We start from the raw sequence: 24806 nt of genomic DNA on the forward strand, positions 1-24806 counted from the left end.
ACCCTAAACAGCCTGCGCCTCTTCGATGCGGCGCTTCCTACGAGCCGCCAGCTCATCCAGCTTGCTCACCTTCGGCTGTACCGTCTCCTTCAACCGGGCAATTTCAGCAATGTCATCACGTTCAGCGGCCATGAGCCCTGCAATATCACGCGGCGCAGCAACCATGAGCGCGGCACGGGTTCGGTGAAGACGCCAACGCGCGGACTCAAGGGGATCCTCGTGCGTCGGCACCGGCACCTCACGGACAGCCCCATAAGCTCCGACCTGCTCAATGACGACCACATCACTGTGTCCAACGGCTTGGACAACAGGAGCAGAATCAGGAGCACCAATCACGGGTTCCGGCGGCCGCTCCGCAGCCTTACGATCACGCGCCGCTTTCGACGCGGCACGCTCCGCCGCCCGACATTCCGGGCAAGGGACCTCACCATGACGGCGGTGACGCTTCGCCGCCGCCGTAGTCCCGCAAGGGGCTAGACTGCGGCCTTTTTTCTCAGCCACAGAACCCCCTCTCAACGGGAATTTTTGGGTTTCAGAGCCCGCGGGGGGATGTCACTATGACCGAAGGGGGAAACTTGACCCCATAGGGGGTAACCCCCGGGGGTACGTTTCCCATTTCGTCATCATCTGAAAACCAATTCCGTTTCGTTGTCGTCGTATCAAAAAAACTGTTTGAACCGCTCACCATGCTTGCGTGGTCTTTGGTGCTCGCACTTGGTGTGCGAGTCGTTTGCGTCCGCGCCTGCTGTTGCATCGTCGGTGTGCTGGTGCTAGGTCGCCGAGCAGGTTGCCGCCGTTGGCGATGGCGTCGAGGTGGTCGGCGGTGAAAGCGAGCGGGTGTGTGTAGGGCAGGCTCATGTCGATTGGTTTGCCGCAGAGGTGGCAGGGCCAGCCTCCGTCGCTGGTTGCTTTGCGCAGTTCGGCTGCGCGTTTGCGGTATGTGCGGTCACTGTATTTGGTCGCAGTCGTCACAGTCGCACCTGCTTCCGATGATGGCGCGAACTTGCGCCTTGGAGATGATGAGGTCAAAGCGGCAACTGAAGTCGAAGATGGGTTGGCCCCAGCTGATGTCGACGTCCCATTCTGCGGGGAATCATTCGCGGAGTGTCTTGAAGATTTGCTCTTCTTCTTCGTCGGTGAAGTCTCTGTAACACATGGGGTGTCTCCTTCCTGTAGCGGGTACAGGTGGAGCCCCTGTCCGTGGCGGGCAGGGGCTCCGTCTGAAGTGACTACACGCTGCTAACCATTGAGTGTCGTCTTCTGTGATCCGCCGCGTCATGGGTGCCCGCTAATTGTTTTTGGGCACCATGAAGCTGGGCCACAGTGTACACAAGTTTTCAGGTGGTTGCAATGAGTGCGGTGCGGATGGTGTCGATGCCGTGCCAGGTGGTTTTGCAGGCGGTGCATTCGGCGGTTTCGGCGCGTAGGTGGAAGTGGATTGCTTCGCTTACTCGTTGTTCGCCTTCGCTGGTTTCGGTGATGACCCATTCGGCGCCGCAGTTGGGGCAGGGGATGCGGATTGGGATGGTGGTTTCGTCGAGTGCTTTGATGGCTTCGCGCCAGCCGGTGAGTTTGGTGGTGGCGTAGTCGGTATCGACGTGGCGCGCCCAGTTGGTGAGTTTGCTGGGCAGTGGGGCGCCTTTGGGGAGTTGGTGGGTTGCGGGCAGGTCGTACCTGATTTGGTGTTCGATGGCAGCTTTGATGAGGAGGGCGTGGTCGTTGCAGGGACTGGTTGATTTGAATCCGCCGCCGCCGGGACCAGCATTGGGGCGTTCGGTGATGGCGTGTTCGAGTTGTACCAGGAGTGGTAGGGCTCGGGTGTAGGTGGTGGTTCCGTGCCAGGTGTGGGTGGCGAGGTGGTCGTTGGTGAATTCGTGGAGGAGTGAGTCCAGGGAGAGCATGGTGTTTCTGGTCCTTAGTGTTGTGGGTGGGTTGGTGGTTCGGGCTGGTGGTGGAGGGGTGTGATGACGATGAGCAGGCCGGGGGCTTCTTTGTCGAAGCCGCCGTGGTGCAGGTGGGGTCCGTCGAGGTGTTCGTGGTTGTCGTCTGGGAGGAGCCCCGCTTGGACGTAGGCGTCGATGAGGGCTTTAGCGGTTGGGTAGAGGTTGGCGGGGTCGTAGCGGCCTCGGCGGTTCTTCCAGATCCAGATGTCGATTTGGGCGTGGGTGAGGGTGGGGATTTGGTGGCTGGGGTGCTCGTTCTTCCATTGGTGGATGTCGTGGTTGGCTGCGTGTTTCCACTCGTCTGCGTTCTTGCGGTAGGTGCGCCAGTGGGTGCCGTTACTGCGGTTGATGGAGAGGAGGGTTTTCCCTTCAAGGGGTATCCAGCGGAGGATTGGTTTGCTGTGGGGGGTCTTTTTGAGGGTGATGGTTGCGGGCGGGGTTTCAGAAGGGTGGAGTGTCATTGGTGGTGGTGTCCTTTCGTTGGTTGAGCATTGGGGTGTAGCCGGGGGCGGTGTAGTGGCAGATGTGGTGGGGGGCGACGGTGATGCCGGCGGCTGGTGGTGCGTGCAGTTCGTTGAGGTGGAGTGCGGTGTCGGTGGTTTCGACCTGGTAGGCGCGGCGTCCTTGGGCGAGGGTGGCGCGGATGGTTGCGGGGTTGGTGGTGGTTGTGGGGTCTGCTTGGGTGGGCATTGCGGTGGTGGGTCCGGTGAGGCCGGTGAGGATGAGTGCTCCGCAGCGGGTGCAGGTGTTGATGTGTGCTTGGCGGGCTTGGCGGGGGTTGGGTTGGGTGTTTTGTTCATGTCGGATCCATTCGGGGGTGCCTGGTGGTGGTGTTGGGAGTTGGTCGAGGAGGTCGGGCTGTTTCTTGGTGGTTTTTCGTGCCATGGTGGTCTTTCGGGGTGCGTGAAAAAGTTGTGTCACCGGGTGTTTTGCCTTGTCAGTCGGTTTTCGGTGACACAGGTGACACAAGGTTCTATATGCATGGCTGTAACGGGCGTGTGTGCGCGCGTATGTGTTTGTCATCTACTTATAAAAGTTGTGTCACCTGTGTCACCCATTTCTACTCTGACTAGGGAAAACCCGGGTGACACAAGGGTTAAAAGTTGTGTCACCTTGTGTCACCTTGTGTCACCCAAGTGCCTACCAGATGTCAGAATCTTTGAGCTGCAAACCACCAAACACACGCCCGCCGCCGTGTGTCGCGCGCGGTGCGTCTCGACCGACCAGCACCCCGTGCACCTTCAACTGGGAGGCGAACGCCCTGCCCTTGACCGGCTCCAGCCCCTCTTCGGCGCACCAGATGTGGTATGCCTGGCGTAGGTCGGTGACCGCCACGGTGTAGTGCCGGTTGCCGGGGTAGAGGTCGCATCGGGCGGTGAGGAACTGGCCGACCGTGTCCTGGCTACTCTTGTAGGCTTCGGTGGCGGCGCGGACTGCCTCGGGTGGCTGTAGCCCGTCACGGAAGTATGCGACCGCGCCTTGGATGATCCAGGCGAGCACTGCCGCCGCGTCGGTACGCAGCTTCTCCGGTAGGAGCTCGTCGCGTTCTTCGGCTGGGACTGTGTGGACGAATGGGACGAGGTTCATGCGTCGCCAGACGGACTCGCCGCCGTCTTCAACGGCGGGCTGGTGGTTGCCCATTAGGTGTAGGTGGTGGGTGGGGGTGAATTCGAAGAAGTCTTTGTTCATGAAGCGGGCGGTGATGCGGTCGCCGCCGGTGAGTGCCTTGAGCTTGGCTTCGTCGAGGGTGTCGGTTGCGTTGGTTTCAGAGCCGACGACGAAGCGCTTGCCGTTGAGGCGTGCGAGCTCGGTGGCGTGTTCCTGGAAGGGTTTCTTCATGAGGAATCCGGCGGGTAGGGTTGCGGCGTAGTCGCCGAGTGCGCCGGTGATGGCGTCGTAGTAGACGGACTTGCCGTTGCCGCCGGTGCCGTAGGCGAAGGCGAAGACGTGCTCACGCTGCAGGCCGGTCGCACTGTAGCCGGCGAGCCTCTGCATGTAGCCGGTGAGCGCTTGGTCGTGGTTGAAGGTGGTTGCGAGGAACCTCTCCCAGGTGGGGCTGGTGCCTGCGGGTGCCACGGTGGTCTGCTTGGTGTGCATGCGGGTTGGTGCGTGCGGCATGAGTTCTCCTGTTCTGAGGTTGATGATTCCGGTGGGGGTGTTGAGTTCGTCGAGGTGGGTGTCGAAGGCTGAGGCGGGTACCGCGATGGTCGGCTGGACTTTGAGCAGGCCCAGCAGGGCGGTGGAGCCGCGGTGGGAGCGGGCGTAGCGGATGAGCGCGTGCGCTTCCTTATCCGGCTTGCCTTCGTCGGTGACGGGTGATTTGAGGGCGGCGGCAAAGTTCAGCAGTGCGAGTTTGGTGTCGCCGCCGGTGTCGGGCTGTTCTTCCCAGCGGGTGCCGGTCCAGTGGAAGAAGCGGCCGCGGTCGATGTTGTAGCGGATGTGGTTGTTGAAGAGGTGGGTGAAGGCGCGGATGAGTCCTAGTTCGGTCCAGTCGGTGATGGTCGCGCCGTCACTGCTGGCGGCGGTGGGTTCTTCTGCTGTGGCGGCTGGTTCGGGTGCCGGCTCCCTCACCGCCGGCTCCCCCACCGTCTGCTCCCCTGCCGTCTGCTCCCCCGCCGCCAGTGTTTCTGTGGTGGTGGGTGGCGGTGTGGGTGGTGCCGCGGGGCGGGTGGGTAGGATGTCGGTTAGTTTCACGGTGATGGGTGCTTTCTCACCAAATCCGGCGGCTGCGAGGGCGCGGGCGGCGGCGGTGTCGTCACCGCCATGGTTGAGCAGTGAGTAGGCGCGGAATTTGGTGATGGGTTCTTCAACAGGGAAGTCGGGGACGGAGGAGGAGAAGACGTAGAGGCGGTCGCGGTCGTCAGCGTGGCCGGTGGATGCGGAGTGCCCGTCGCGGGGGTGTTTGCCGGGTCGAGTCCAGAAGCGCTCGCCGCTAGAGAGGGTGGAGTGGAGTGTCCAGCCGTGGGGGGTGAGGATGTCTGCCCAGTCGGTTTTTGCTTCATAGTCGTCTCCGGGCTTCACGCCGCCCTCAGCCGGTGTCTCGGCGGCGGGGCGGGTAGTGGTGGGCTTGGGTTGGCTAAAGAGCGTTACGGGGCGTTCTGGGGTTTCGTCGAGGGTGTCGGTGATTGCCTTGTGGAACACGGCGCGCTCGGTTTCGGTGATGGTGGGTGCGGTTTCGGGGCCGCCGGCGAGTACCTGCCAGGGGTTGCCGGTCTTGTGATGTGAGCCGGGGGTGGGTGCGGCGATGAAGTAGCCGCCTTCGCCGCGGGTCTCTGCCAGGACTTCACCGGCGGCGTTGCGTGCGAGTTTGGTGTTGCCGGGTACCTTGGCGCCCGCTTCGAGGCGGTAGATCCAGTGGAAGCCGCCGGAGGGTGAGAGTTCGAGCCAGCCGCTGTTGAGTCGCTCCCAGAGCTGGGCGTGGCCGCGTTCGGTCATGGTGGCGGCGATCTTGGGGAGGTCGGCTGCGGCGCGTCCCTCAATTTCGGTCATTTCGAGGCGGTCACTGGCGGCGCCGGTGACGATGGCGATGCCGAGGTTGCGCCGGTTGCCGTCCTTGTACCATTCGTTGATTTCGGCGAGGGGGGCGGGTGCGGTCTGGTATGCCTTCCAGGGTAGGGCGGGGGCTTTGGTGCCGTCGGGGCGGGTGGGGATGATAGAGAGGCGGTGGTTGCGTAGGTGGAGGGCGGTTTCGAGGGTGACGGGGGTTCCCATAGCGTGTCCTTCAGGTTGGCTGGCTGGTTTGGTTGGGGTGGGTGTGCCCCGCGCGGTTTGGTGTGTGGAAGTCCGCGCGGGGCACTATTGGGTTACCGGTGAAGGTGGATGTGCGGCGCTATGCGGCGGTGGCGCGGATGGTGGCGACGGTTTCGGTGGTGACGGGCAGGCCGGTTCCGGCGAGGGTTGCGGCGATCTGCTCGTCAGTCTGGCCGGTGGCGATGAGGGCGGTGACTGCCTGGCGTACTGCGTCGGGTACGGCGGGGACGGGTGCCGGGGTTGCAGGTGCCGGTACAGGCTGTGCCGCAGGTGCGGGTGCTACAGGCTGTGCAGGTGCAGCAGGAGCAGGAGCCGGTGCCGGTGCGGGCTGTGCGACCGGCTGTGCGGGTGCCTGGTTGGTGAACATGCCACCAGCCGGTGCCGGCGGCACGTAGGAAGCACTGTAGATCTTGCGGGGGTTCGCCGGGTTCTTGCTGTTCGGGTCAAAACCAGAGAAGGCGACGGTCAGCTGACCGCCAATGTCGATGGTGCCTGCGCCTGCCTGGTGCACTGCCTGACGGATAGCGGAGAGGATGGAGCCGGAGCGGCCGTCCTCAACAACCCAGAGGGTGCGCTTGCCAGTGTCATTAGCGTCCTGCGGGTCACGCTCAGCGGTGTCCAAGGTGACTGCGACCTGCATCTTCGGGCGGGTGCGCTCCTTATCCCAGTAGGCAAGCTCATTGGAACCGTATTCAGTTGCCTGGCGTGCGTCGCTCACCTCGGTGATGGTGCCGGTGTGGGTGTCGCCGGGGTTGGTGAACTTCCAGGAGTGGGAGGCGCGGGGTGCGAAGAAATCGAAAGCGGACATTATGGTTTTCCTTTCAAAAGGGGGTTGATAAAAAATTGGGGGTTAGATGGTGGCGTTCTGCTTCGCCTTATCGGCAGGGCACCAGGGGCAGAACCTCTCATTGCAGAGCGGGTACATCGCCAAGGTAGCGTCCTTGCCGAGTGCGTTGATGAGGCTGACTAGCTGGTTTGCCTTAGCGAGCGCAGCTTCTGCAATCTCGGGCTGGTAGGGTTCCCACCAGAAGTAGGCGTCGCCGAGCTCACCGTCCCTCGGGAGGAACGCGATCATGACCTGTTGAACTTCGTAGCCGGCGTTGACCCAGCCTGCCCCGTAGAGGTGCGCCTGCACCCGGTACTGGTTGGAGGGGCCGTGCAGCTTGTACTTCTTGAGCATGGCGGGGCCGACGAATTTCCAGTCGATGACCGTCTTGTCGTTGACGCTGAACAGGTCGGTGGAGCCGGTAATGTCTACGCCGCCAATCTGCCCGACGGTGACGCGATTTTCGACGAGGTACCCTTCGTCCTTGTGGGCTCCGAACCATTCCTCCATTTGGGCGTGGCAGGCTGTTCCTACAGTGGGTTTCCAGGCGATGCCGCGGTCGGGTTCGGTGTCTCCGGCGAGCTTGTGGATGAGCCTGCGGGTGCAGTCCATGCCGATCTCGGACGGGCCGATGCGTTTCTGGAGGCTGCGGGGGTGGGCGGTGATGGAATCAGTAATAACGTTCATGATTCCTCCGACGGTGATGTCGGCGGTGTAGGCGTCTGCCTGCCCTGCCCCTGCGGGGGGTTTGGCGATGGTGGGGTTAACCAACGTGTGTCCTTCCTAGTGGGTGGTGGTTAGCGGATGGTGAGGCGTGCGGTGGTGTCGTCGGCGTATTCGTCCTTGAGGTTGGGGGCGAGTGCCTTGAGGTTGACCTTCTGCACGGTCGTGTAGAACTGCGGGAACGCCTCGGGGCTGTAGGTTGCGGTGAACTTCTTCTCGTTGAAGCGGCGGGGGTGGGAGACGGTGAGGATCGCGTCACCTGCCTCGTACTTGCCGGCGGGCAGGGCCTTGAGGGTCGCTTCGATCTTGGCGGCTTCTTCCTTCAGGGCGGCGATGTCTGCCTGGATGTTGACGAGTTCGAGGGCGAGTGCCTGCAGCTGCTCGTCGGTGATGGTTGCGCCGGTGAGGGTAGTGTGGGTGGTCATTTCGTTACCTTTCTTGGGGGTGGGGTTGAGGCGTTGGCGGCGGGCGGCGAGCCAGCCGGTGAGTGCCTCGTGGTTGTGGACGTCACGCGCTGTGGTGAGCGTGGTGACGGGTACTGGGGGCGCCATCATGGCGCGGGTGGATAGGTGCGGGATGTATGGTTCGCGGCCTTCTGCTTTTGCACGCCTCTGTTCGCGTTTGATGCAGGTTTTGCAGTCGGGGTTGGTTTGGTAGGCGGGTTGCCCGCAGGCGGCGCAGACGTTTTTGCGGGGTGTGGGGATGCCTCGGGGGTCTCCTGCCCTGCACCAGCGTGCGTGCCTGTTGCCGCAGGCTGGGCAGTTTGGGTTGCGGTCGAGTGCGTCTTCTCCGCAGCGCCCGCAGAGTTTCTTGACAGCCATCGCGTTACCGCCTCTTGGCCACGGTGATGATGCTGATGGTGCAGGCGAGCACGGACAGGGCGAGTGCAGCGTTCACCTTGGCGTCGAGTGCCTCGTTGGCTTCGTTGAGGGCGTTGACGGTGGCGGTGAGGCGGGCGGCCTGGGTGCGCCAGCCTGCCACGTCCTGGCGGATGGTGCGGCGTAGTTCTTGGTGGCGTTCGCGGGCTTCGGAGATACGGGTCTCAACGCCAGAGATGCTGGACGGCATGGTTATTTTTTCCTTCCTTCGTAGGGGTTGTTCCAGTCGATGCTGGAGCGCTTCAAGCGGGGCGGGGTGAGCTGCTCTTTGTTGGGGATGATGTGCCGGTACTCGCGCTTCGCGCGGCGGGCTTTCTCGGCGCGGTAGAGTGCATGGTCGAGAGTGCTTCTTGTGAAGCAGTAGCCGGTGTCTTTGCTCCATGCGGCGGGGGTGAGTGTGCGCCGGTAGACGCGGTTGGTGATGGTGAGCGGCTTGACGCCAAGGAATACGGCGGCTTCAGCCGCGCTGTAGAGGGGCTTCTCCCCCTCCCAGTCGTCCGGGTGCGGGAGGTCTTTAGCGATGTGTCCCATCGGTGTCTCCTGTGGTGTGGTCGTGGATTGCGGCGCCGAGCAGGATGGCCGGCCCGACAGGGATGAGCGAGACAACGAACACAACGGCCCGGAGACCGATGTCTTCTTGTGCGGTGGCGATGCCGGCAATGATGACGGTGGCGGCGACGAGCGCCCAGACGGTTGCTTTCGCGGTGCGGATAGTGCGGTCGGTGGTCATGACGGTCGGCCCTTTATTTAGCGATGACGATCAGAAACAGGATTAGGTACGCCAGCATGGTGGTGGCAGAGAGCCCGATAAGGAGCCGACCGAACCACATGAGGTCGTCGCGGACCTCATCGACAGCGGCGCGCGTAAGGTTTAGCTCTCGGTTCAGGTTCGTCTGCTTCCCGTGCACCTTGTTGGTGTAGGCGATGAGCTGGGCGATTGCTTCCTGGTGTTCCTTGCTGGAGTCCTGGAGGATGCCGACGGCGCACTCAACTTCGGCTGCCTTACGCTCGTTCTCGACGACGCACCGCATGGTGTCGGCGACGTTCTGCCGGGTGTGGGTGTTCTTCTCGTCGAGGATGGTGTACCAGTGGTCAAGTCGGCTGCCGAGGTCGCAGGTCTCGTCTTGTAGGCATGCGATGGAGTTGTCGAGGCTGTCGATGTCGTCGATGATGCCTTGGTGGTTATTGACGATGGTTTGAATCGCGGTGTGGCGGCGCTGGCGGCCGGCGGCGCGGTCGCGCTTGGTCTTGGCGGTCATTGTGTAGTCCTTAGTTGGTGGTGTGGGTGACGGGTAGGGACTGGAGCCAGTCCATGACGGCGGTTGAGGTGTAGTAGATCCTGCCGCCGCGCTGACCCTTACTGGTGCGGATGAAGGCGGGGCCAGTGCGGGCGTTGCGCCAGTCAGCGAGGGTCTGCTCTTTCACGCCGAGCGCTTCGGCAAGCTCCTCGGGTGACCAGAGCGCTAGGTGGTCATTAGGGATGGTTAGCATCTTCGTGTTCCTATCTATACCGGTATGTTCATATTTAAGAACAACAGGGTAAAAAAATTAATTAGCTACAGTGAGTTCAGGGAGGTGCTCACGGTAGAACCACTCTGGTTCAACGCCGAGTATTGTTGCAATATCCCAGAGCTCGGTGGCTCGAATGGGGGCGTTGTGGTTTTCGAGGGCTGAGAGTCGAGCTCGGCTGATTCCTGCTCGGTTGGCTACGTCAGTTCGAGTTAGTTTGGTCTTGGCGAGTGCGAGTGATAGGTTTTCCGCTAGGATTTCGCCAATCTGTCGGGTGCTCATATCCACCGTCCTTTCGTGGTGATGCAACAATCATATGTTCATATTTATAAACAAGTCAAGCCAAAAATGAAAAATTTTTAGAAAATATGGATTTTTTTAGATTTTGCATGTAATGTAAGGGCATGGCAGAGAATAAGAAGAAGGTCGGAAATCGCCGCGGCACCGGCCCCGCGAACCGTTTTAGTCAGCTCCTTAACGCTGAGCTCCGCGCTGTTGTTGCATACCGCCGTATGACCCTGCGCGACCTCGAAGAGGCAGCATGCGTCAGTAAAGCAAGGCTCTCTATGGCTCTAAATCAAGATGCCTCGCCGCTCAACACTAATGAGTTTGAACAGATCTGCAGGGCTCTAGATGTAGACCCTGCTGATATATGTGCACGCGCTGAGGCGACCCGTAAGAAGGAACTAGCCGCTGAAACTGCCGTTGCCTCGGACAAAGAACTGGCTGCGCAGATTTTGGCGCGCGCCGAGGCGGCAACCAAGGCAGGCTACACGCTCGCCGCACATCCTGCAGATGACATCATCACCGAAGACCCCGCCAGCGCCTAACCCCACCAACCGCTCCCCTATTCACTAACTTCTCATGACTCACCGAACCCCATATAGTCCAGATGCCCACGCCGCGAGCTTGGGTATCCGCATCATCGACGCCCAACCACCTGCCGGAACCCTCGCCCTCTGGGACGAGCAGACCCGCACCATCATCACCACGCCAGGGCTCCTGTACCGGCAACGACGCTGCGTCCTTGCTCATGAGCTCGCCCACGCCACCCAGGGCGACACTCACTCTCCCCTCGACACTATCGCCGCACTCAAGCGCGAACGGCGCGCCGACCAGATCGCCGCAGAATGGCTCCTCACTCCCGACGCGGTCGCAACAGCCCTGGCGGTCTCACCTGATTCGCTCTCTGCCGCCGCCGCAGAACTCGAAGTTACCGACCGCATCCTTGAGGCCTGGCTGAGGGCACAAAAATAGAGCGGCAACCTTGTCCCAGAGTCGTTACTCTGAGGTAAGATTGCCGCTCTTCGCGTGGTTACGTAAGGAAGAAAAACGTGGTTCCACACCATCTGGTGCGGGCACGAGTATAGGTGCGAAAACGCGCCTATGCAACAAGGAAGGACATAACGTGGTTCGCGACCCGCTCCCCATCGGCACGCACGGGGTTATCAACCTGACTCGCATCCGCCCGAAGGTGTGGCGTGCTCGGACCAACTATCGGGACGCCCGCGGCGTGCGCCGCAATGTGACCGCCCAGGCTCCCACTAAAGCCGCAGCCGAGCACAAGCTCAAGACCAAGTTGGCGGCACTGCCCGCCGCTGGTGCCGCACTCAGCGGCTCCACCACCCTCAAGGTCGCGCTCGACCGCTGGCTGGAAGGGCTCGACGGGCTCGCCACCAACACGATGCGTAATTACAGTCTGTGGGCGGGGCAGGCCTCCACCACGCTAGGCTCCCTGCAGCTGAGGGAGCTGACCGCCGGAGCACTCGACGCCTACCTGTCCACCATCAAGGCTCCCACCGCGCGCTACAACCAGCGGCTCGTTCTGAAGATGGCGCTGGACGAAGCGACACGCCTCGGCGCGATTCCTCATAACCCTATCCTGGCGACCCGCACCGTCAAGGGCAAACGGAAGGAAGTCCGCGCCCTCACCCTCGAACAGGTCGGCCAGCTGCGCAGACTGGTCGCCGCCCTGCCCACAACCCGCACCTACTCGGGGTACCTGCCCGATCTGGTCGATATTCTGCTGGGTACTGGGTGCCGGTGGGGTGAAGGGGCGGGCTTACGCTGGCAGGACGTAGACCTGGGCGCGGGGACGGTCACGGTAGCCGGCACGCTCATCCAGAAGGGCGGCTGGCAGGCTGACACAAAGACGCACGAGCCCCGCACCCTGCAGGTGCCGCCCTTTGTGCTCGATGTGCTCCGCAGACGGCACTCAGAAGCCCGTGACGGCGCTGTGCACGTGTTCGAGCAGGGTGGGGCACCACTTGCCTACAATTCGTCGAGAAACTACCTCCAGCGGGCGCTGGCGGGCTCTGAGCTGGAGTGGGTGACCTGGCACGTGCTCCGCAAGACCACGGCGACGTTCCTTGATGAGCGTCTCGGGTTGGCTGAGGCGTCTGCGCAGCTTGGTCACGCCTCGGAGGCGCAGACGTTATCGGCGTATGTGGCGCGTGACCGGCAGGCGGTCTTTGCTGACGTGCTGGAGGGGCTGGCGGGGGCGTAATTTGGTCGCCATTTACTCGCCACTTTGAAACCAGTAAACCCCGAAAATGAACCAGTATTAAACCCTGGATAAAAAAGAAGAACCCCCGCATCTCCCCTAGTCAGCTAGAGGAAATACGGGGGTTCATATAGTTTGCACACCTGTTACGTGTGCGCTCTCACATTAGAAAGCCTTGTTTACCAGCGCAGCAAGACCGGACTTCTTGTTTGCAGCGGTCTTCTTGTGCAGAACACCCTTGGAAACAGCCTTGTCCAGCTTACGGTTCACAAAACGCAGAGCCTCAACAGCAGCTTCCTTGTTCTGTGCCTCAACAGCAGCCTTGACCTTGCGGGTCGCGGTCTTCAGCTCGGACTTTACAGCGTTGTTACGCAGGCGAGCCTTCTCGTTGGTGAGGATACGCTTCTTCTGAGACTTAATGTTAGCCACAATTAAACTTTCTGTTTTGTCTTATTGGTCGGTGAGGGCGACGCTGGCCGATCATCGACTGAGCGGCGTGGGGATGCCTATGGCAACCGGCCAGCAGTGCCCGATGACCATCGGACACTCAACCACACATAATACCAGATGAACAGCCTCCACGACAGACCCCCGCGGAGAGAAAAATACTGTGAAAACCGCTACACGCGAACTCCACATCTAACGCCGGTCACCCGAGCAGGTTCCCGGCATAAAACCGGCGTAAAGCACAGGTGCTAGCCGTTACGGCGAGTCCACGCACGCTCAATCAGGCGGAACGTATCCTCCGGCATAATCGCACCCTCACGGCGCATCGCATCCGGGCGAACACGAATCACACGGTTCAGCTTCACCTCAGAGGCGCGGCCCTGCGGATCCCACGGACCCGAACCAATATCAAGGTAGTTCGAATCAGCGTGCTCACGGTTATTGTGGTCCTTGCTGGTCATCATCAGCGCCAGCAGGTACTCACCGTCACGACCCACCAAAAGCACCGGGCGGTCCTTACCCTGCGAGTGGTCCTCCTCGAAGGGAACCCACGTCCACACGATTTCACCCGGGTCAGCGTCGCCGTCCAGGGAGGGCGAGTACTCAAAGTTGATCATGTCGCGGTAATCGCCCGGGTAGTCCGAACCGTCGGATGCGACGGTCGCAGCCGGTGCGGAAGGCTTAGGTGCCGAGGACTGTGCCGAGGAAGGCTTCGGGGCGCTCGGCTTGGACGATGACTGCGAGGACGCGCGGCGTTCCTCGCCCTTCGATTCGTGCGAGCCGTCGGTGCCCTTAGAGGAGGCCGCCTCGTTGAGCATGTCCTCCGCCGCCTTCTGCAGGTGGGGCAGCAGGGCAAAGAAAATTTTCTTCAGGAATTCAAGCATGCGCACCATTATGCACTAGTCGCGGGCGGGCAGTGCAATCGCCAGCACCGCGCGCTCCACGGCGTACACTGCATCCAGCGACTCGCCCTTAAGCTGGGCGTCAGCATCGGCCAGAAGCTGCACGATATGCGCCAGCTGCGCGCCGGTAAAGCGGCGGCCGTCGCGCTGAGCCTGTTCCACCTGCCACGGCGCCATGCCCACCTCGCGCGCCAGCTCGTTAGCGCTCATACGCACGTGGTGCACGCGGGCAATATTGCGGATACGCATGGCGAGCGCGCCGAGCATCGGAATCGGCTCCGTGCCGGTGGCGAGGGAGTGGCGGAGCAGACGCAGAGCCTCCGGGGCGTTACCGGAGATCGCGGCGTCACTCACGCGGAAGGCGGTGACCTCGGTGCGGCCGCCGTAATAGAGGTTCACGGATTCCTCGGTGATTTCGCCGGGGATATCGGCGAGCAGCTGCTGGCAGGCGGCGGCCAGCTCGGCGGTGTCCGATGCGGCAGCGGTCAGCAGGGCCAGCGCTCCCCCGGTGATGGGTCGGCGGGCGGCCGAGAACTCGCTGGCCAGGAACTCGCCCTTCTCACGGTCGGTTTTGAGCGCCTTGCAGTTGACGAGCACAAACTGGGAGCGCACCAGGTCGATGAGCTTCTTGCCTCGGTTACCGCCCGAGTGGTTCAGAATCAGCATGATGTCCGGCTCGGGAGCCTTCAGGTAGGCCAGGGTATCGGTGAGGAAGTCCTCGCTCATGGAGGCGACGTTCTCCACCTCAATGATTTTGGCCGAACCGAAGAGTGAGGGGGACGCCTGCAGGGTCAGCTCCCCCGCCGTGTAGGTTGCGGCGTTCATCTGCACGCGGTCCACCTCGGGGTGCGCCTCGCGGAAGAGCTCGCGCAGACGTGCCGCGGCGCGGGAGGCGAAGTACTCCTCGGGGCCGTAGAGCATGACGGCCGGCGCGGGCGTGACGGTACGCCAGGCGATGTCGAGGGCCGGGCCACCGCGGCGGCTGTATCCTCCTCGGCCACGCTGGGGTGTACGCTGACCTGCCACGCTCATCACTCGCCTTCTGTTGGGTTTATCTCGCGGGGTTCCGCTGAGTATCCATCATAGCCTCTCCGCGCCGGTTGCCTCCTTTCTGCCGGTGATATTTTCGTCGGTACCTCGCGTGCCGGTGCTCCGCGCGACGACCCGCAGGTAGCGGCGGTGGGTTACGGTGCGGTAGCGGCGCGCATCCGCCCACCAGAGCAGTGCGCTGAGCCCCGCAACGACCGCGATGCTCAGGAGCACCGCAGGGAGGTCGTTCCCCGGCTCCCAGGGGTTTCCGGGGGCTTGGGCCGCGGTGACGGCGATGCGTTCGATGCCCGCAGCCGCGAGACCCCCGACGCGCAGGCAGAGGTCGGCCAGGGGCGTCATGCCCGTCGCGAGGAATCCCAGGGCAGCCAGCCCGGCGAGCATGCTCACCGGGGCGAGGGGTGCCGCCGCGAGGTTGGCCGGGACCGCGTAGAGCGGCACCTTACCGCTCATCGCCAGAATCAGCGGGGTGCACCACAGGGAGGCCACGATGGGGGTTGCAAGCGCGTGAGCCCAGAATCCCGGCAGGGCCCGCATGAAAAGGCGTGCCAGGGGCGGGCCCAGCAGGATGAGCGCGGCGGTGGCCGTGACGGAGAGGGCGAATCCGGCATCCAGGGCGCGATGAGGTGCCAAGAGCAGGCAGGCCAGCACGGTAACCTGCAGCGCGGCCAGCGATTGGCGACCCGAGCCGCGCAGCAGGGCGTAGGCACCGAGCAGACCCATGGCGAGGGAACGTACGACCGATCCCTCGTTCTCCAGGAGCGTGGCGTAGGCGAGCACCGCCGCGATGCCGCAGAGCACCACGGCTCGGCGCGGGACGCTCAAAAGGCTCAGCCTGCGTACGAGCGGAGGGAGGGTGGCGCTCGGTGCCGGGTCGGTGGAGGTGACCGTCGCGTGCCTAGTGCCGTCGTGCCTCCTCGGACGGGTGCGTGCACCACCCCGCCCGGCGATACCGTGCCGCAACTCTCCCAGCCTCCTCAGCCGCTCGGCCCAGAAGCGGTAGTGCAGGTAGCCGGTGGCGATGCGGTAGGGCCGCACGTGTAGCATCAGGCGGTAGGCGGCAGCAAACATGAGGGCGATGTTCGCCCCGGAAACCGCCGTCAGGTGGCTGAGCCCGCTGAGCTTGTACTCTTCACGGATTGTGGCGCTCATGAGGGAGTCGTCACCGTAGGCCGTGCCCAGAACGATAGCCGCCGAGTCTGCCCCGAGAACCTCCCGGCCGTGGGCTCGTAGCCGCTCCTTAAGGCCGGTCAGCATGCCTCGGGGGTCTGCGCCACCGGGGTTACCGCTCGTTGAGCTGTTGTTCTGTGCGAAGAGCGTTCCGCGCAGGCGAGCCGTCGCGGTGAACGGGCCCTCGCCGAACTCCACGGTGCCGATAGCCGTCACCCTCGTTCCGGGTGGCAACTGCCGACTCCCCGAGCCTCCCTTCGCGTCTTGGCGAGCCTTGCCGGAGGTCGTGCGCGCGTACACCCGCACCCGCTCGTTGACCGCGGCCCGCACGGCGCGGCCCTGCACCTCCTCCAGCCTGATGACCGTCAGGGTGGTGCGCGGATCGATAGGGCGCACCTGTTCCACGACGCCGCTCAGGCGAATGGACCGACCCTGAGCCTGGTGCAGGGTGGCGCGGGAGGCATCCACCCCCGTGGCGCAGAGCAGCACCGCCTGCGCGACGATGACGCAGGCAACCAGCACCCCCTGGCCCGCAAGGCGGAAGAGGAAGGGCCCCCGTGCCTTCGCGAGGCGCGAATCCGCCCCACCTCTCGGCGCCAGCAAGGCTATAGCCAGGCACCCCAGCACCCCAATCAGAACGCACGCCGCCGGGTGGAGTACCGACCATGTTCCACGGTTTAGGGCCAACGCGGTGAACCCCCAGAGGGTAAGCGTGGCCGGGATGAGACGCAGGTCCAGGTGGATGAGGCTCCCCTGGGCTCTCAGCTCCTCGCTGCCTCGGCGTTCTGCCCACCGCTCGGCCTGCACCGCCCAGCCGTGCCGAAGGCTGCCGTATAGGCCACGCAGTCGATTGCCTCCGCGGGCCGGGGTACGCGAAGTACGAGCCATCAGACCGTCACCAGCGGACGCAGGGTCTCGAGCAGGGTCGGGCCGATGCCGGGCACCGCATCCAGCTCATCCACGCTGCGGAAGCCGCCGTGGGCCTCACGCCAGGTGATGATGCGCTGGGCCATGGCCGGGCCGATGCGCGGCAGGCTCTGCAACTGCTCGGCGGTCGCGGTGTTGATGTTGACCGGGGCTGAGGCGGCGGGAGTACCCGTGCCACCGGAGGGGGTGAGGGTGCGCTGAGGCTGTGAGCCTCCTCCCTGGGATGTGCCCTGAGCCCCTCCCTGCGCGGTGTTGGGTTGAATCGGCGCCGGCGCGGCGGTTTCCCCTCGGCGCGGAACGTAGAGCTGCATGCCGTCGGTCAGCTCGCCGGCGAGGTTCACCCGATCCAGGTCTGCATCGGTGGCGGCCCCGGACGCGGCGGCGATGGCGTCCACGGCGCGGCCGTTCGCCGGGAGGGTGTACACGCCGGGGTTATTGACGGCCCCGGCCACGTGCACCCGCACCTCGGTCGCCTGACTGGGCTGGGGCGTCGGATGCGCACTTTCCGCCACCTGCCCGCTCACCTGCGCGGTGCCCGAAACCGGTGCGGGCACCTGGGCTACCGGCTCGCTGCGGGGTGCCGCCGAGAACTGCGAGACTCCCCAGATGACGGCCGCCAGAACGATGAGCGCCACGAGTACCAGGGCGCGCGGCGAGATGCCCCAGCGCGTCCTGCGGGTGGTGCCGGGCGCTTCATCCTCTTCCCAGTCCTCCCAGTCGTCCCACTCTTCCAGGGCTTCTGGCTCTTCCAGAGCGCCCGATCCATCGGGGGCCTCCGGGCCATCCTCGGCGCGGGATGCGCTGACCAGGCGCACGGTGTCTTCCCGGTCGCAGTCCAGAATTGCCTCGGCGCGCCCCGAAGGATTGGGCCCGACGGGCCCACCGCTTTCGGGGTTCGCGGGTTCCGGGGCGCGCCCGGGCGTGCGGTACAGGCCGTTCATGAGTTCGCGCGCTGTGCGCGGCGGCACCCCGGTCGGCGTGGTGACGCCCGGTGAATCTGCCACGTGGTACCCGTATTCGGCGGGGACGTCTTCGTCGGCGAACTCGTTGAAAGCCCGCTCGGACGAGGAATCTTCCCGCGGCGGGAGATTCTGAAAGGAAGTGCGGTGGTTGGGGGTCATGCTCGTCATACCCCCACACTAGGCTTGCGCGCGCGGCTATTCCGGAGCGCAGAAAAGCCTGTGGATAACGCTCCTTCCCCGGCGGGAAAAGGCGCTATCCACAGGCTTCTTTTTGAAAAAATCTACCCTTTTATTCAAATATGCACGGCGTGCACACGTAACACGGGGGCCAAAACATAACGGCTAAGTCGCGGGTTTTCGGCGTTCTTAAAACCTTCCGCACCCACAAAATAGTTCGGAGTCCTCACGAGTTCCTGGATATCCACGGAAGCCCCCGTGAGAGCACGGTTTCCGTTACGGCGCTCCCAGGCAATTACCCGGTCAGGCAATTACCCGGTATCCACGCTGGCTCCGGCACCCACAAAATAGTTCAACACCCGTGAAATCGTCCGGCGGCTCTACCCGCTCGCGGCCGCAGCCAGCCACGCCCTAGTCCTCGCGCGGTAGCTCGGTACCGGGAATACCTAGCTCGGCGGCGCGCTTATCGGCCATGACCAGCAGGCGGCGAATACGGCCCGCAATCGCGTCCTTCGTCATGGGCGGCTCGGCCAGGCGACCCAACTCGTCCAGAGAGGCGTGCTTGTTCACCACGCGTAGCTCCCCCGCGTAACGCAGGTGTTCGGGGGCCTGATCGCCCAGAATTTCGAGGGCGCGCTCCACGCGGGCGCTGGCCGCCACGGCGGCCTGGGCGCTACGGCGCAGGTTAGCGTCATCAAAGTTGGCCAGTCGGTTGGCGGTCGCGCGCACCTCCTTGCGGGTGCGGGCCTCACGCCAGGTGGTGAGGGTGCCGGTCGCGCCCATGCGCTCGAGCAGTTGCGCAATGGTCTCGCCGTCGCGCACCACCACGCGGTCGGTACCACGCACCTCGCGGGCCTTCGCAATGATGTCGAGGCGACGGGCGGCACCCACGAGAGCCAGGGCGGCCTCGGGGCCGGGGCAGGTAAACTCCAGTGCGGAGGAACGGCCCGGCTCGGTCAGGGAGCCGTGCGCCAGGAATGCGCCGCGCATGACGGCCTCCGCATCCTGCAGGGAACCGTTGACCACGGCCGGCGGCAGGCCGCGCACGGGGCGACCGCGCACATCCAGCAGACCGGTCTGACGGGCCAGGGCCTCGCCGCCCTGATCCACGCGCACCACGTAGCGGCCACCGCGGCGCAGGCCGCCACCGGTGACGCTGGTGAGCTCGGAGTCGTGACCGTAAATCTCAGAGATGATGCGGCGCATGCGGTGGGCGGTGGGCTCGTGATCTACCTCAGATTCCACCACGATTCGCCCCGAGACAATGTGCAGACCGCCGGTGAAGCGCAGAATCGTTGAAATCTCGGCCTTGCGGGCAGAGATTTTCGGCGCGTCATAGCTGGCGAGTTCGTCTTTGACGAGGGTGGTCAATGCCATAGGTTGGTGTCCTTCTGGGCGGGTAGTCGGCACGGGTGGCCGGAAAAGTTCAGTCTGGTAAAGTTCGGGCTAAAATTCGGTGCGCCGCTTCTTGAGTGCGCTAAGAAAACCTCTAAGCGCTCAGCTCGAAGGTTTCGTTGTACGCGGAGGCGAGCTTCAGCGGATCGTGCACATCCGGCCGGGTGCTCGAACGCAGGTGCGCCCACACGACCTTCGCACCCATCGAGGCGGCCTCGCGCTCGAGTCCCGCGCGGTGGTCGGTCTGCATGTCGGCGTCGGCAATCACGGCGTCCAGGTGCAGCTTGGATGCGTACTGGCGCAGAAGCTCCAGGTGGGTTGCCGGGGTAAACCCCACGGTCTCCTTGTCGTCGGAGAGGTTCATGACCACGCATCGGCGCGCCTCCGTGCGAATAATCGCCTCGCGCTGGGCGTCCAGCAGCAGGTGCGGCAGAACCGAGGTGCGCCACGAGCCGGGGCCGAGCACAATCCAGTCGGATTCCTCAATAGCGGAGAGCGCCTCCGGGCAGGGACGCGCATGCTCCGGGGACAGGCCAATATCGTGCACGCGCTCCTCCTTGGAGAGGTTCACCTGCCCCACAACCTTGACCCGCTCGATTCCGCCACCGGAGTGCTCGCGCAGCACGGTACCGTAAATCACCATGGGGTCCAGAGCCATGGGGAGCACGCGGCCGCGGGCGTTCAGCAGGGCGCCCGCCCAGTCCAGGCCGGCCACCGGGTCGTCCAGCAGCTGCCAGAGCGTCGCGATGAGCAGGTTGCCGAGCGCATGGTAGTCCAGGGGAAACTCCCCCTCGTAGCCTTCGGGCGCGGCGAAACGGTGTTGCATGACGTCACGCCAGGTGCGGCCCCAATCGGTGTCGTCGCAGAGCGCCGAGAGCGCCATGCGCAAATCTCCGGGAGGAAGAATACCCATCTCCTCACGCAGGCGACCCGAGGAGCCGCCGTCGTCCGCCACGGTTACCACGGCCGTCAGGTCGGGGGTCACGTGGCGCAGAGCCGAAAGCGATCCGTACAGGCCGTGCCCGCCGCCCATGGCCGTCACCTTCGGTGAACGGTGCGTGGTCTTCAGCAGACGCAGAGCCTGGGTTGGGAGCGCGGGTAGGCGGGGAATCCCCTGAGTGTCATAACTGGTTGAATGAGTGTTCATAGTCTGTATCTCACATACCCGGAAGCGGCCGGCCCTCCGCTCGGTGTGCGAAGGGCGACCGGTAGCTGATTATGGGTTGCCGGTCAGTACTGCGGGGCTATTCGCGGCCCTTGTCGCGGTGCTGCACGTTCACGTTGACATCGGGGAAGGCGGAGAGGCGGCGGGCCAGCTCCTCGGTCACGGCCACCGAGCGGTGCTTACCACCGGTGCAACCAATCGCGATGGTGGCGTAGTACTTACCCTCGCGGCGGTAGCCCTCCAGCACGGGACGCAGGGCGGCCAGGTAGTTGCTGATGAACTCCTCGGTGCCGGCGTGCTCCAGCACGTAGTCGCGCACGGGGGCGTCCTGGCCGGTCAGCGGGCGCAGTTCGGGTACCCAGTGCGGGTTCGGAATAAAGCGCATGTCGGCCATGTAGTTGGCGTCCGAAGGCGCACCGTACTTAAAGCCGAAGCTCATGACGGTCAGGTTCAGCTTCTTGTCCGCACCCTCGGCGAACATCTCGCGCACGGTGCGGGCCAGCTCGTGAACGTTCATGCCGGTCGTATCAATCGTGCGGTCCGAGGCCAGGCGCAGGCCCTCGAAGAGGGTGCGCTCGGCGCGGATGCCGTCGAGCACGCGACCCTCACCCTGCAGCGGGTGCGGGCGGCGCTGAGCCTCGTAACGGGCGATGATGGTCTCGTCCTTGGCATCCAGGAAGAGCATGGAGAAGTCAATATCGGACTTGCGCAACGTCTCGATGGCGGCCGGCAAATCAGAGAACAGCGCGCGGGCGCGCACGTCAATACCGAGAGCCACCTTCGGCACGCGAGCGCCGTCGCGGGTCACCAGCTCGGCCAGGGAACCGAGCATCTGCGGGGGGATGTTATCGATAACGTACCAGCCTTCGTCCTCGAGCACGTTAGCGACGGTGCTACGGCCCGCACCGGAGATGCCGGTAATCACCAGAATCTGCGGGCGCTCATCGCTCTGGACGGAATGTGCGGCGGCATGGTGCTGATTGTCTGCCATGGTGTCTCTTCCCCTTTGACGCGAACTACTCTATAAGCCATGATACAAGACCTTGATTAGACGGTCCGGGCCCGTGCTCACATATTTCAGGACATGACAAAAAAGAGTCGCCCCTCCTCATCTCCCCCGAGCGTTAACGCGAAACGACCCGCCGCAAAGAATGCGACGGGTCGAATGTTCCGCTCGTGAAAAGCGCCGTAAAAATGTTATGAAAACGTTGTGAAGAGCGCTACGAATGTGCTGCGGATGCGTCTGCCGCGGGAACGGCCGCGGGCTAGGAGCAGTCCGGGCCGAAGAAGCCGCTCACGTACTCCAGCAGGCGCACCGAAACGTCCTTCTTCGAGCCGATCAGCACCGGCTCCTCATCGGTCAGCGCAGAGAGCAGGGTAATCGTGTTCTCGTCCGTACCGAAGCCCAGGTTCACGCCCACCGTGTTCACGGCCAGGAAGTCGGCGCCCTTGCGCTGCATCTTCTCGCGGCCCAGCTCCAGCGGGGTCTTTTCTGCCGAGCCGGTCTCCGCGGCGAAACCCACAATAATCTGCGGGCCCATGCAGGTCTGACCGGCCTCCCGAGCCTGAGCGCGACGCACCACAACCTCACGCAGGATATCGGGGTTGCGCACCAGGTTGATGACCGGCGCATCCTCGGAATCGGCGCTCTTCTTAATCTTGAACTCGGCGAACTCGGCGGGCCTGAAATCGGCCACCGCCGCGGACATCACCAGAACGTCCGCGGATGCGCTCGCCTCCAGGACGACCTCGCGCAGCTCCAGGGCGCGCTCAACGCGGGTCACCCGCACGCCCTCGGGGGCGGGCACCTCGATATTTGCGGCAATCAGGTGCACGTGCGCGCCCAGGTCGCGGGCCGCCTCGGCCAGGGCCACGCCCTGCTTGCCGGTCGAGCGGTTACCCAGGTAGCGCACGGGGTCGAGGGGCTCGCGGGTGCCGCCGGCGGTAATCACCACGGTGCGGCCGGCCAGCGGACCGGATGCGGCGGGCACCTCCCGGGCCGCGCCCTCGACGGCCTCGGGGCCGCCATGACCGTCGATGCTCACCGAGCCCAGGGTCGCCAGGCGTGCGGCGGCCGCGCGCTCCTGCTCCGTATCGGCGTACAGGGGGTGGGTCGGGGCGTAGCCGGGCGTGTACACCGGGTGCGTGGAACGCTTCGGGAACCGCGCAATAACCTCCTGCGCCAGGCGGAAGATGTCCTCGGGTTCGGGCATGCGGCCGGGGCCGGAGTCCGGGCCCGTCAGACGGCCAATCGCCGGCTCAATCACGTGGTAGCCCCACGAACGCAGGGTCTGCACGTTCGCGCGGGTCGCCGGGTTCTCCCACATCTGCGTGTGCATGGCCGGGGCCAGAATCACGGGCGCGTGCGTGGTCAGCACGGTCGCCGACAACAAATCGTCCGCGCGGCCGGCGGCCAGGCGGGCCAGCAGGTCAGCGGTGGCCGGGGCAATCACCACGGCGTCGGCCTGCTCGGCCTGGCGCACGTGGTTCACCTCGGGCACGCGCTCGAACACGTCGGTCGAAACGGGGTTGCCGCTCAGCGCCTCCAGGGTGGGTACCCCCACGAACTTGGTCGCGTTCGGGGTGGGCATGGCGATAACCTCGTCACCATTCTTCGCAAAAAGGCGAAGGAGCATCGCCGCCTTGTACGCGGCGATGCCCCCTCCCATACCAACGATAATGCGCATGGTACGTCAGATAATCCTTAAACTAGCCGGTCGGCTCGTTACTCGGCGTGGTCGTCGAGGATGACCTCTTCAATCGCGATGACCTCGTCGCTACCGGCGGGAATGTACTCTTCCTCGATAGCGTCGGGGTACTCGGTGACGCTGAAGTCAATCAGAGCGTTCGGCTCTTCAGCGATCGGGTAACCGTCCTCGTTGAACTTGGTGCCGGGCTGGTGCTCAGCCTCAACGCGGTCGGTAATGATTTCGCGCATAGCAACCGACAGGGACTTCTCAGTCGAGTCAGCGTCGACCAGCGGGCCGATGTGAGGGTTCTTGGAATCCTGCAGGTTAGCGTAGTACGCGTTGATCTGGCGGGCGCGGCGGGCACCGAAAATCACCAGGCCGTACTTGGACTCTGCCTTCTCGATCAGCGAGTCTGCGCTGGGGCGCACGATGCCCTCGGGAGTAACGCCGTCAACGAAGTTGTAGTCCTCGTGTTCCTTGATTTCGTTTGCCACTAAAAACTCCAAAAATCTTGATGGATGTACGTACCGAACGCCCTTCGCGGGGTGCCCACGCTCGGATTCGGGCGGGCGCGGGAAGGGCTCGGTCAAAACTAAAGAACTATTCTACCCTCTCGGCGGCTAAAAAGCACGTACCGGATGGTGGAGAAGACGCAAAGGGGCGGGTCACGCTATTTTTGCGTGACCCGCCCCTCACGGCGGGAGACCTACGCGGCGCCAATCAGCTCGGCAATTTCCCGAGCCGCACGCTCCACGCTGTCGTTCACCACCGTCACGTCAAATTCCTTCTCGGCGGCTAGCTCAACCTTCGCGGTTTCCAGACGGCGAGCCTGCTCCTGCTCACTCTCGGTACCGCGGCCCTTCAGACGCGACACCAGCTCATCCCAGCTCGGCGGGGCCAGGAAAATCAGGCGGGCGTCAGGCATGGTCTCACGAATCTGGCGAGCGCCCTGCAGGTCAATCTCCAGAATCACCGGGTGACCGGCGTCCAGAGCCTCCTGCACCTTAGCGCGCGGGGTGCCGTACTTGTTCTTTCCGTGCACCACCGCGTACTCCAGCATCTGGCCGTCGGCAATCATCTGATCAAACTCGTCCATAGAGACAAAGTAGTAGTGAACGCCGTCGACCTCACCGGGGCGAGGATCGCGAGTGGTTGCGGACACCGAGAACCACACCTTCGGATAGTTCTCGCGAATGTACTGGCACACCGTACCCTTACCAACGGCGGTGGGGCCGGCCAGAACGGTCAAAGTCGGCTGAGACATAGCTTCCTTCCAGATGCGCCGCCGCACGCGCGGGGCGCAAACACTTTAGGACTGAGAAGATTCAGAAGACTGAGCAGCAGTCCTGCGACGTGCGCGGTTGAGATACCGCGAATTACGGTTGAAGTACTCCACCATCTTGCGACGCTGGTGAACGCCAAGACCACCCAGACGGCGGGTCGGCGCAATATGAAGTTCTTCAATGATGCGTTCTGCTCGAACGGCACCAATGCCCGGAAGTGCGCGCAGCATCTGCCCCACCGGCATTTTAGCCAGTGCAGGGTCGGAATCGACCATATCGAGAACCTGACGTACGGAAAGCTCACGTTCACTCAGTGCACGCTTAATTTCCTGGCGGTGTGCTCGGGCAAGTACTGCCTTCTCGCGGGCGGAGGCGCGCGCATCCTCGGTTAGCGGAGTCAGCGGCATGGTTGGGTCCCCCATTTCTGCGAGTATTGAATTTTACTTATCAACTAATGTATCACGAATGTCTCGGGAGGCCCCGCTCCATTCGCGGTGCTCCCGACGCAC

The 24806-nt window shown here is 63.7% G+C and carries 30 protein-coding genes; 3 read left to right on the forward strand and 27 right to left on the reverse strand.

Annotated features, from left to right (window positions below):
- Window positions 1–3 precede the first annotated feature (3 nt).
- The 15 genes from ADJ95_RS08675 to ADJ95_RS09625 form a co-directional block, all read right to left on the reverse strand.
- Window positions 4–336 carry a hypothetical protein gene (locus ADJ95_RS08675; protein WP_152691734.1) on the reverse strand — a complete coding sequence of 111 codons (333 nt, stop codon included), beginning with the start codon at window positions 334–336 and terminating at the stop codon, window positions 4–6.
- A gap of 345 nt (window positions 337–681) precedes the next feature.
- Window positions 682–972 (reverse strand): HNH endonuclease, encoded by a 291-nt coding sequence (locus ADJ95_RS09620; RefSeq protein ID WP_080974982.1) that lies wholly within the window; start codon window positions 970–972, stop codon window positions 682–684.
- A gap of 365 nt (window positions 973–1337) precedes the next feature.
- Complete coding sequence (locus ADJ95_RS08680; RefSeq protein WP_049334235.1) at window positions 1338–1901, reverse strand: DUF7340 domain-containing protein; 564 nt, start codon at window positions 1899–1901, stop codon at window positions 1338–1340.
- Between the two features lie 14 nt (window positions 1902–1915).
- Entirely contained in the window at window positions 1916–2404 is a 489-nt protein-coding gene (locus ADJ95_RS08685) for a hypothetical protein (RefSeq protein WP_049334236.1), read from the reverse strand.
- Entirely contained in the window at window positions 2385–2828 is a 444-nt protein-coding gene (locus ADJ95_RS09350; RefSeq protein WP_152691735.1) for a hypothetical protein, read from the reverse strand. Before ADJ95_RS09350 ends, ADJ95_RS08685 begins: the two co-directional genes overlap by 20 nt.
- 255 nt (window positions 2829–3083) lie before the next feature.
- Entirely contained in the window at window positions 3084–5654 is a 2571-nt protein-coding gene (locus ADJ95_RS08695) for a phage/plasmid primase, P4 family (protein ID WP_049334238.1), read from the reverse strand.
- Between the two features lie 118 nt (window positions 5655–5772).
- Window positions 5773–6501, reverse strand: a complete 729-nt coding sequence (locus ADJ95_RS09355; protein WP_049334239.1) for a hypothetical protein — start codon at window positions 6499–6501, stop codon at window positions 5773–5775.
- 42 nt (window positions 6502–6543) lie between these two features.
- Window positions 6544–7290 (reverse strand): hypothetical protein, encoded by a 747-nt coding sequence (locus ADJ95_RS08705; RefSeq protein WP_053088824.1) that lies wholly within the window; start codon window positions 7288–7290, stop codon window positions 6544–6546.
- 26 nt (window positions 7291–7316) lie between these two features.
- On the reverse strand, window positions 7317–7667 hold the full coding sequence (locus ADJ95_RS08710) for a hypothetical protein (RefSeq protein WP_049334240.1): 351 nt from the start codon (window positions 7665–7667) through the stop codon (window positions 7317–7319).
- Between the two features lie 400 nt (window positions 7668–8067).
- Window positions 8068–8310, reverse strand: a complete 243-nt coding sequence (locus ADJ95_RS08715) for a hypothetical protein (RefSeq protein ID WP_049334241.1) — start codon at window positions 8308–8310, stop codon at window positions 8068–8070.
- Between the two features lie 2 nt (window positions 8311–8312).
- On the reverse strand, window positions 8313–8651 hold the full coding sequence (locus tag ADJ95_RS08720) for a hypothetical protein (protein ID WP_049334242.1): 339 nt from the start codon (window positions 8649–8651) through the stop codon (window positions 8313–8315).
- Complete coding sequence (locus ADJ95_RS08725) at window positions 8635–8850, reverse strand: hypothetical protein (protein ID WP_049334243.1); 216 nt, start codon at window positions 8848–8850, stop codon at window positions 8635–8637. The genes ADJ95_RS08720 and ADJ95_RS08725 overlap by 17 nt, the downstream gene beginning before the upstream one ends.
- Window positions 8851–8863: 13 nt before the next feature.
- A complete protein-coding gene (locus ADJ95_RS08730; RefSeq protein ID WP_049334244.1) occupies window positions 8864–9379 on the reverse strand; it encodes a hypothetical protein in 516 nt (171 codons plus the stop codon).
- A gap of 10 nt (window positions 9380–9389) precedes the next feature.
- Window positions 9390–9611, reverse strand: a complete 222-nt coding sequence (locus ADJ95_RS08735; RefSeq protein WP_049334245.1) for a helix-turn-helix domain-containing protein — start codon at window positions 9609–9611, stop codon at window positions 9390–9392.
- A 57-nt stretch (window positions 9612–9668) separates the two neighbouring features.
- Window positions 9669–9911: a helix-turn-helix domain-containing protein gene (locus ADJ95_RS09625; protein WP_080974984.1), complete on the reverse strand. Its 243-nt coding sequence runs from the start codon at window positions 9909–9911 to the stop codon at window positions 9669–9671.
- A gap of 122 nt (window positions 9912–10033) precedes the next feature.
- Here ADJ95_RS09625 and ADJ95_RS08740 point away from each other — a divergent pair, with 122 nt between their 5' ends.
- The 3 genes from ADJ95_RS08740 (at window position 10034) to ADJ95_RS08750 (ending at window position 12135) form a co-directional block, all read left to right on the forward strand.
- Window positions 10034–10459 carry a helix-turn-helix domain-containing protein gene (locus ADJ95_RS08740; protein WP_049334246.1) on the forward strand — a complete coding sequence of 142 codons (426 nt, stop codon included), beginning with the start codon at window positions 10034–10036 and terminating at the stop codon, window positions 10457–10459.
- A 34-nt stretch (window positions 10460–10493) separates the two neighbouring features.
- Window positions 10494–10886 carry an ImmA/IrrE family metallo-endopeptidase gene (locus ADJ95_RS08745; protein WP_065424003.1) on the forward strand — a complete coding sequence of 131 codons (393 nt, stop codon included), beginning with the start codon at window positions 10494–10496 and terminating at the stop codon, window positions 10884–10886.
- A gap of 151 nt (window positions 10887–11037) precedes the next feature.
- Window positions 11038–12135, forward strand: coding sequence for a tyrosine-type recombinase/integrase (locus ADJ95_RS08750; protein WP_049334248.1), 1098 nt, complete (start codon window positions 11038–11040; stop codon window positions 12133–12135).
- 162 nt (window positions 12136–12297) lie between these two features.
- Here the strand turns inward: ADJ95_RS08750 and rpsT are convergent, their stop codons facing one another.
- The 12 genes from rpsT to mihF all read right to left on the reverse strand — a co-directional run bounded on the left by rpsT (window position 12298) and on the right by mihF (window position 24704).
- Window positions 12298–12561 carry a 30S ribosomal protein S20 gene (gene rpsT / locus ADJ95_RS08755; RefSeq protein ID WP_005508699.1) on the reverse strand — a complete coding sequence of 88 codons (264 nt, stop codon included), beginning with the start codon at window positions 12559–12561 and terminating at the stop codon, window positions 12298–12300.
- 266 nt (window positions 12562–12827) lie between these two features.
- Window positions 12828–13463 (reverse strand): type II toxin-antitoxin system PemK/MazF family toxin, encoded by a 636-nt coding sequence (locus tag ADJ95_RS08760; RefSeq protein ID WP_049334249.1) that lies wholly within the window; start codon window positions 13461–13463, stop codon window positions 12828–12830.
- 15 nt (window positions 13464–13478) lie between these two features.
- Complete coding sequence (gene holA, locus ADJ95_RS08765) at window positions 13479–14507, reverse strand: DNA polymerase III subunit delta (RefSeq protein WP_414706038.1); 1029 nt, start codon at window positions 14505–14507, stop codon at window positions 13479–13481.
- 54 nt (window positions 14508–14561) lie between these two features.
- Entirely contained in the window at window positions 14562–16586 is a 2025-nt protein-coding gene (locus ADJ95_RS08770) for a ComEC/Rec2 family competence protein (protein ID WP_053088825.1), read from the reverse strand.
- On the reverse strand, window positions 16586–17755 hold the full coding sequence (locus tag ADJ95_RS08775) for a ComEA family DNA-binding protein (protein ID WP_065424004.1): 1170 nt from the start codon (window positions 17753–17755) through the stop codon (window positions 16586–16588). The genes ADJ95_RS08770 and ADJ95_RS08775 overlap by 1 nt, the downstream gene beginning before the upstream one ends.
- A gap of 420 nt (window positions 17756–18175) precedes the next feature.
- Entirely contained in the window at window positions 18176–19141 is a 966-nt protein-coding gene (gene whiA / locus ADJ95_RS08780; RefSeq protein ID WP_049334251.1) for a DNA-binding protein WhiA, read from the reverse strand.
- Between the two features lie 112 nt (window positions 19142–19253).
- Window positions 19254–20306: a gluconeogenesis factor YvcK family protein gene (locus ADJ95_RS08785; RefSeq protein WP_049334252.1), complete on the reverse strand. Its 1053-nt coding sequence runs from the start codon at window positions 20304–20306 to the stop codon at window positions 19254–19256.
- Between the two features lie 97 nt (window positions 20307–20403).
- Window positions 20404–21315 (reverse strand): RNase adapter RapZ, encoded by a 912-nt coding sequence (gene rapZ, locus ADJ95_RS08790; protein ID WP_049334253.1) that lies wholly within the window; start codon window positions 21313–21315, stop codon window positions 20404–20406.
- Between the two features lie 274 nt (window positions 21316–21589).
- Window positions 21590–23011, reverse strand: coding sequence for a bifunctional phosphopantothenoylcysteine decarboxylase/phosphopantothenate synthase (locus ADJ95_RS08795; protein WP_049334254.1), 1422 nt, complete (start codon window positions 23009–23011; stop codon window positions 21590–21592).
- Between the two features lie 38 nt (window positions 23012–23049).
- Window positions 23050–23508 carry a DNA-directed RNA polymerase subunit omega gene (gene rpoZ, locus ADJ95_RS08800; protein ID WP_049334255.1) on the reverse strand — a complete coding sequence of 153 codons (459 nt, stop codon included), beginning with the start codon at window positions 23506–23508 and terminating at the stop codon, window positions 23050–23052.
- A 212-nt stretch (window positions 23509–23720) separates the two neighbouring features.
- Window positions 23721–24278 (reverse strand): guanylate kinase, encoded by a 558-nt coding sequence (gmk, locus tag ADJ95_RS08805; protein WP_049334256.1) that lies wholly within the window; start codon window positions 24276–24278, stop codon window positions 23721–23723.
- Between the two features lie 45 nt (window positions 24279–24323).
- Entirely contained in the window at window positions 24324–24704 is a 381-nt protein-coding gene (mihF, locus tag ADJ95_RS08810) for an integration host factor, actinobacterial type (RefSeq protein ID WP_049334257.1), read from the reverse strand.
- Window positions 24705–24806 lie beyond the last annotated feature (102 nt).

Source organism: Rothia mucilaginosa, from assembly GCF_001061665.1.
Classification (GTDB): Bacteria; Actinomycetota; Actinomycetes; order Actinomycetales; family Micrococcaceae; genus Rothia; species Rothia mucilaginosa_A.

Bases quoted from the DNA above. Each gene is read 5' to 3' on its own strand.
- ADJ95_RS08680 (WP_049334235.1), bottom strand. From the start codon at position 1,901: ATGCTCTCCCTGGACTCACTCCTCCACGAATTCACCAACGACCACCTC.
- ADJ95_RS08685 (WP_049334236.1), bottom strand. From the start codon at position 2,404: ATGACACTCCACCCTTCTGAAACCCCGCCCGCAACCATCACCCTCAAA.
- ADJ95_RS09350 (WP_152691735.1), bottom strand. From the start codon at position 2,828: ATGGCACGAAAAACCACCAAGAAACAGCCCGACCTCCTCGACCAACTC.
- ADJ95_RS08695 (WP_049334238.1), bottom strand. From the start codon at position 5,654: ATGGGAACCCCCGTCACCCTCGAAACCGCCCTCCACCTACGCAACCAC.
- ADJ95_RS09355 (WP_049334239.1), bottom strand. From the start codon at position 6,501: ATGTCCGCTTTCGATTTCTTCGCACCCCGCGCCTCCCACTCCTGGAAG.
- ADJ95_RS08710 (WP_049334240.1), bottom strand. From the start codon at position 7,667: ATGACCACCCACACTACCCTCACCGGCGCAACCATCACCGACGAGCAG.
- ADJ95_RS08715 (WP_049334241.1), bottom strand. From the start codon at position 8,310: ATGCCGTCCAGCATCTCTGGCGTTGAGACCCGTATCTCCGAAGCCCGC.
- ADJ95_RS08720 (WP_049334242.1), bottom strand. From the start codon at position 8,651: ATGGGACACATCGCTAAAGACCTCCCGCACCCGGACGACTGGGAGGGG.
- ADJ95_RS08725 (WP_049334243.1), bottom strand. From the start codon at position 8,850: ATGACCACCGACCGCACTATCCGCACCGCGAAAGCAACCGTCTGGGCG.
- ADJ95_RS08730 (WP_049334244.1), bottom strand. From the start codon at position 9,379: ATGACCGCCAAGACCAAGCGCGACCGCGCCGCCGGCCGCCAGCGCCGC.
- ADJ95_RS08735 (WP_049334245.1), bottom strand. From the start codon at position 9,611: ATGCTAACCATCCCTAATGACCACCTAGCGCTCTGGTCACCCGAGGAG.
- ADJ95_RS09625 (WP_080974984.1), bottom strand. From the start codon at position 9,911: ATGAGCACCCGACAGATTGGCGAAATCCTAGCGGAAAACCTATCACTC.
- ADJ95_RS08740 (WP_049334246.1), top strand. From the start codon at position 10,034: ATGGCAGAGAATAAGAAGAAGGTCGGAAATCGCCGCGGCACCGGCCCC.
- ADJ95_RS08745 (WP_065424003.1), top strand. From the start codon at position 10,494: ATGACTCACCGAACCCCATATAGTCCAGATGCCCACGCCGCGAGCTTG.
- ADJ95_RS08760 (WP_049334249.1), bottom strand. From the start codon at position 13,463: ATGCTTGAATTCCTGAAGAAAATTTTCTTTGCCCTGCTGCCCCACCTG.
- ADJ95_RS08770 (WP_053088825.1), bottom strand. From the start codon at position 16,586: ATGGCTCGTACTTCGCGTACCCCGGCCCGCGGAGGCAATCGACTGCGT.
- ADJ95_RS08775 (WP_065424004.1), bottom strand. From the start codon at position 17,755: ATGACGAGCATGACCCCCAACCACCGCACTTCCTTTCAGAATCTCCCG.
- whiA (WP_049334251.1), bottom strand. From the start codon at position 19,141: ATGGCATTGACCACCCTCGTCAAAGACGAACTCGCCAGCTATGACGCG.
- ADJ95_RS08785 (WP_049334252.1), bottom strand. From the start codon at position 20,306: ATGAACACTCATTCAACCAGTTATGACACTCAGGGGATTCCCCGCCTA.
- rapZ (WP_049334253.1), bottom strand. From the start codon at position 21,315: ATGGCAGACAATCAGCACCATGCCGCCGCACATTCCGTCCAGAGCGAT.
- ADJ95_RS08795 (WP_049334254.1), bottom strand. From the start codon at position 23,011: ATGCGCATTATCGTTGGTATGGGAGGGGGCATCGCCGCGTACAAGGCG.
- gmk (WP_049334256.1), bottom strand. From the start codon at position 24,278: ATGTCTCAGCCGACTTTGACCGTTCTGGCCGGCCCCACCGCCGTTGGT.
- mihF (WP_049334257.1), bottom strand. From the start codon at position 24,704: ATGCCGCTGACTCCGCTAACCGAGGATGCGCGCGCCTCCGCCCGCGAG.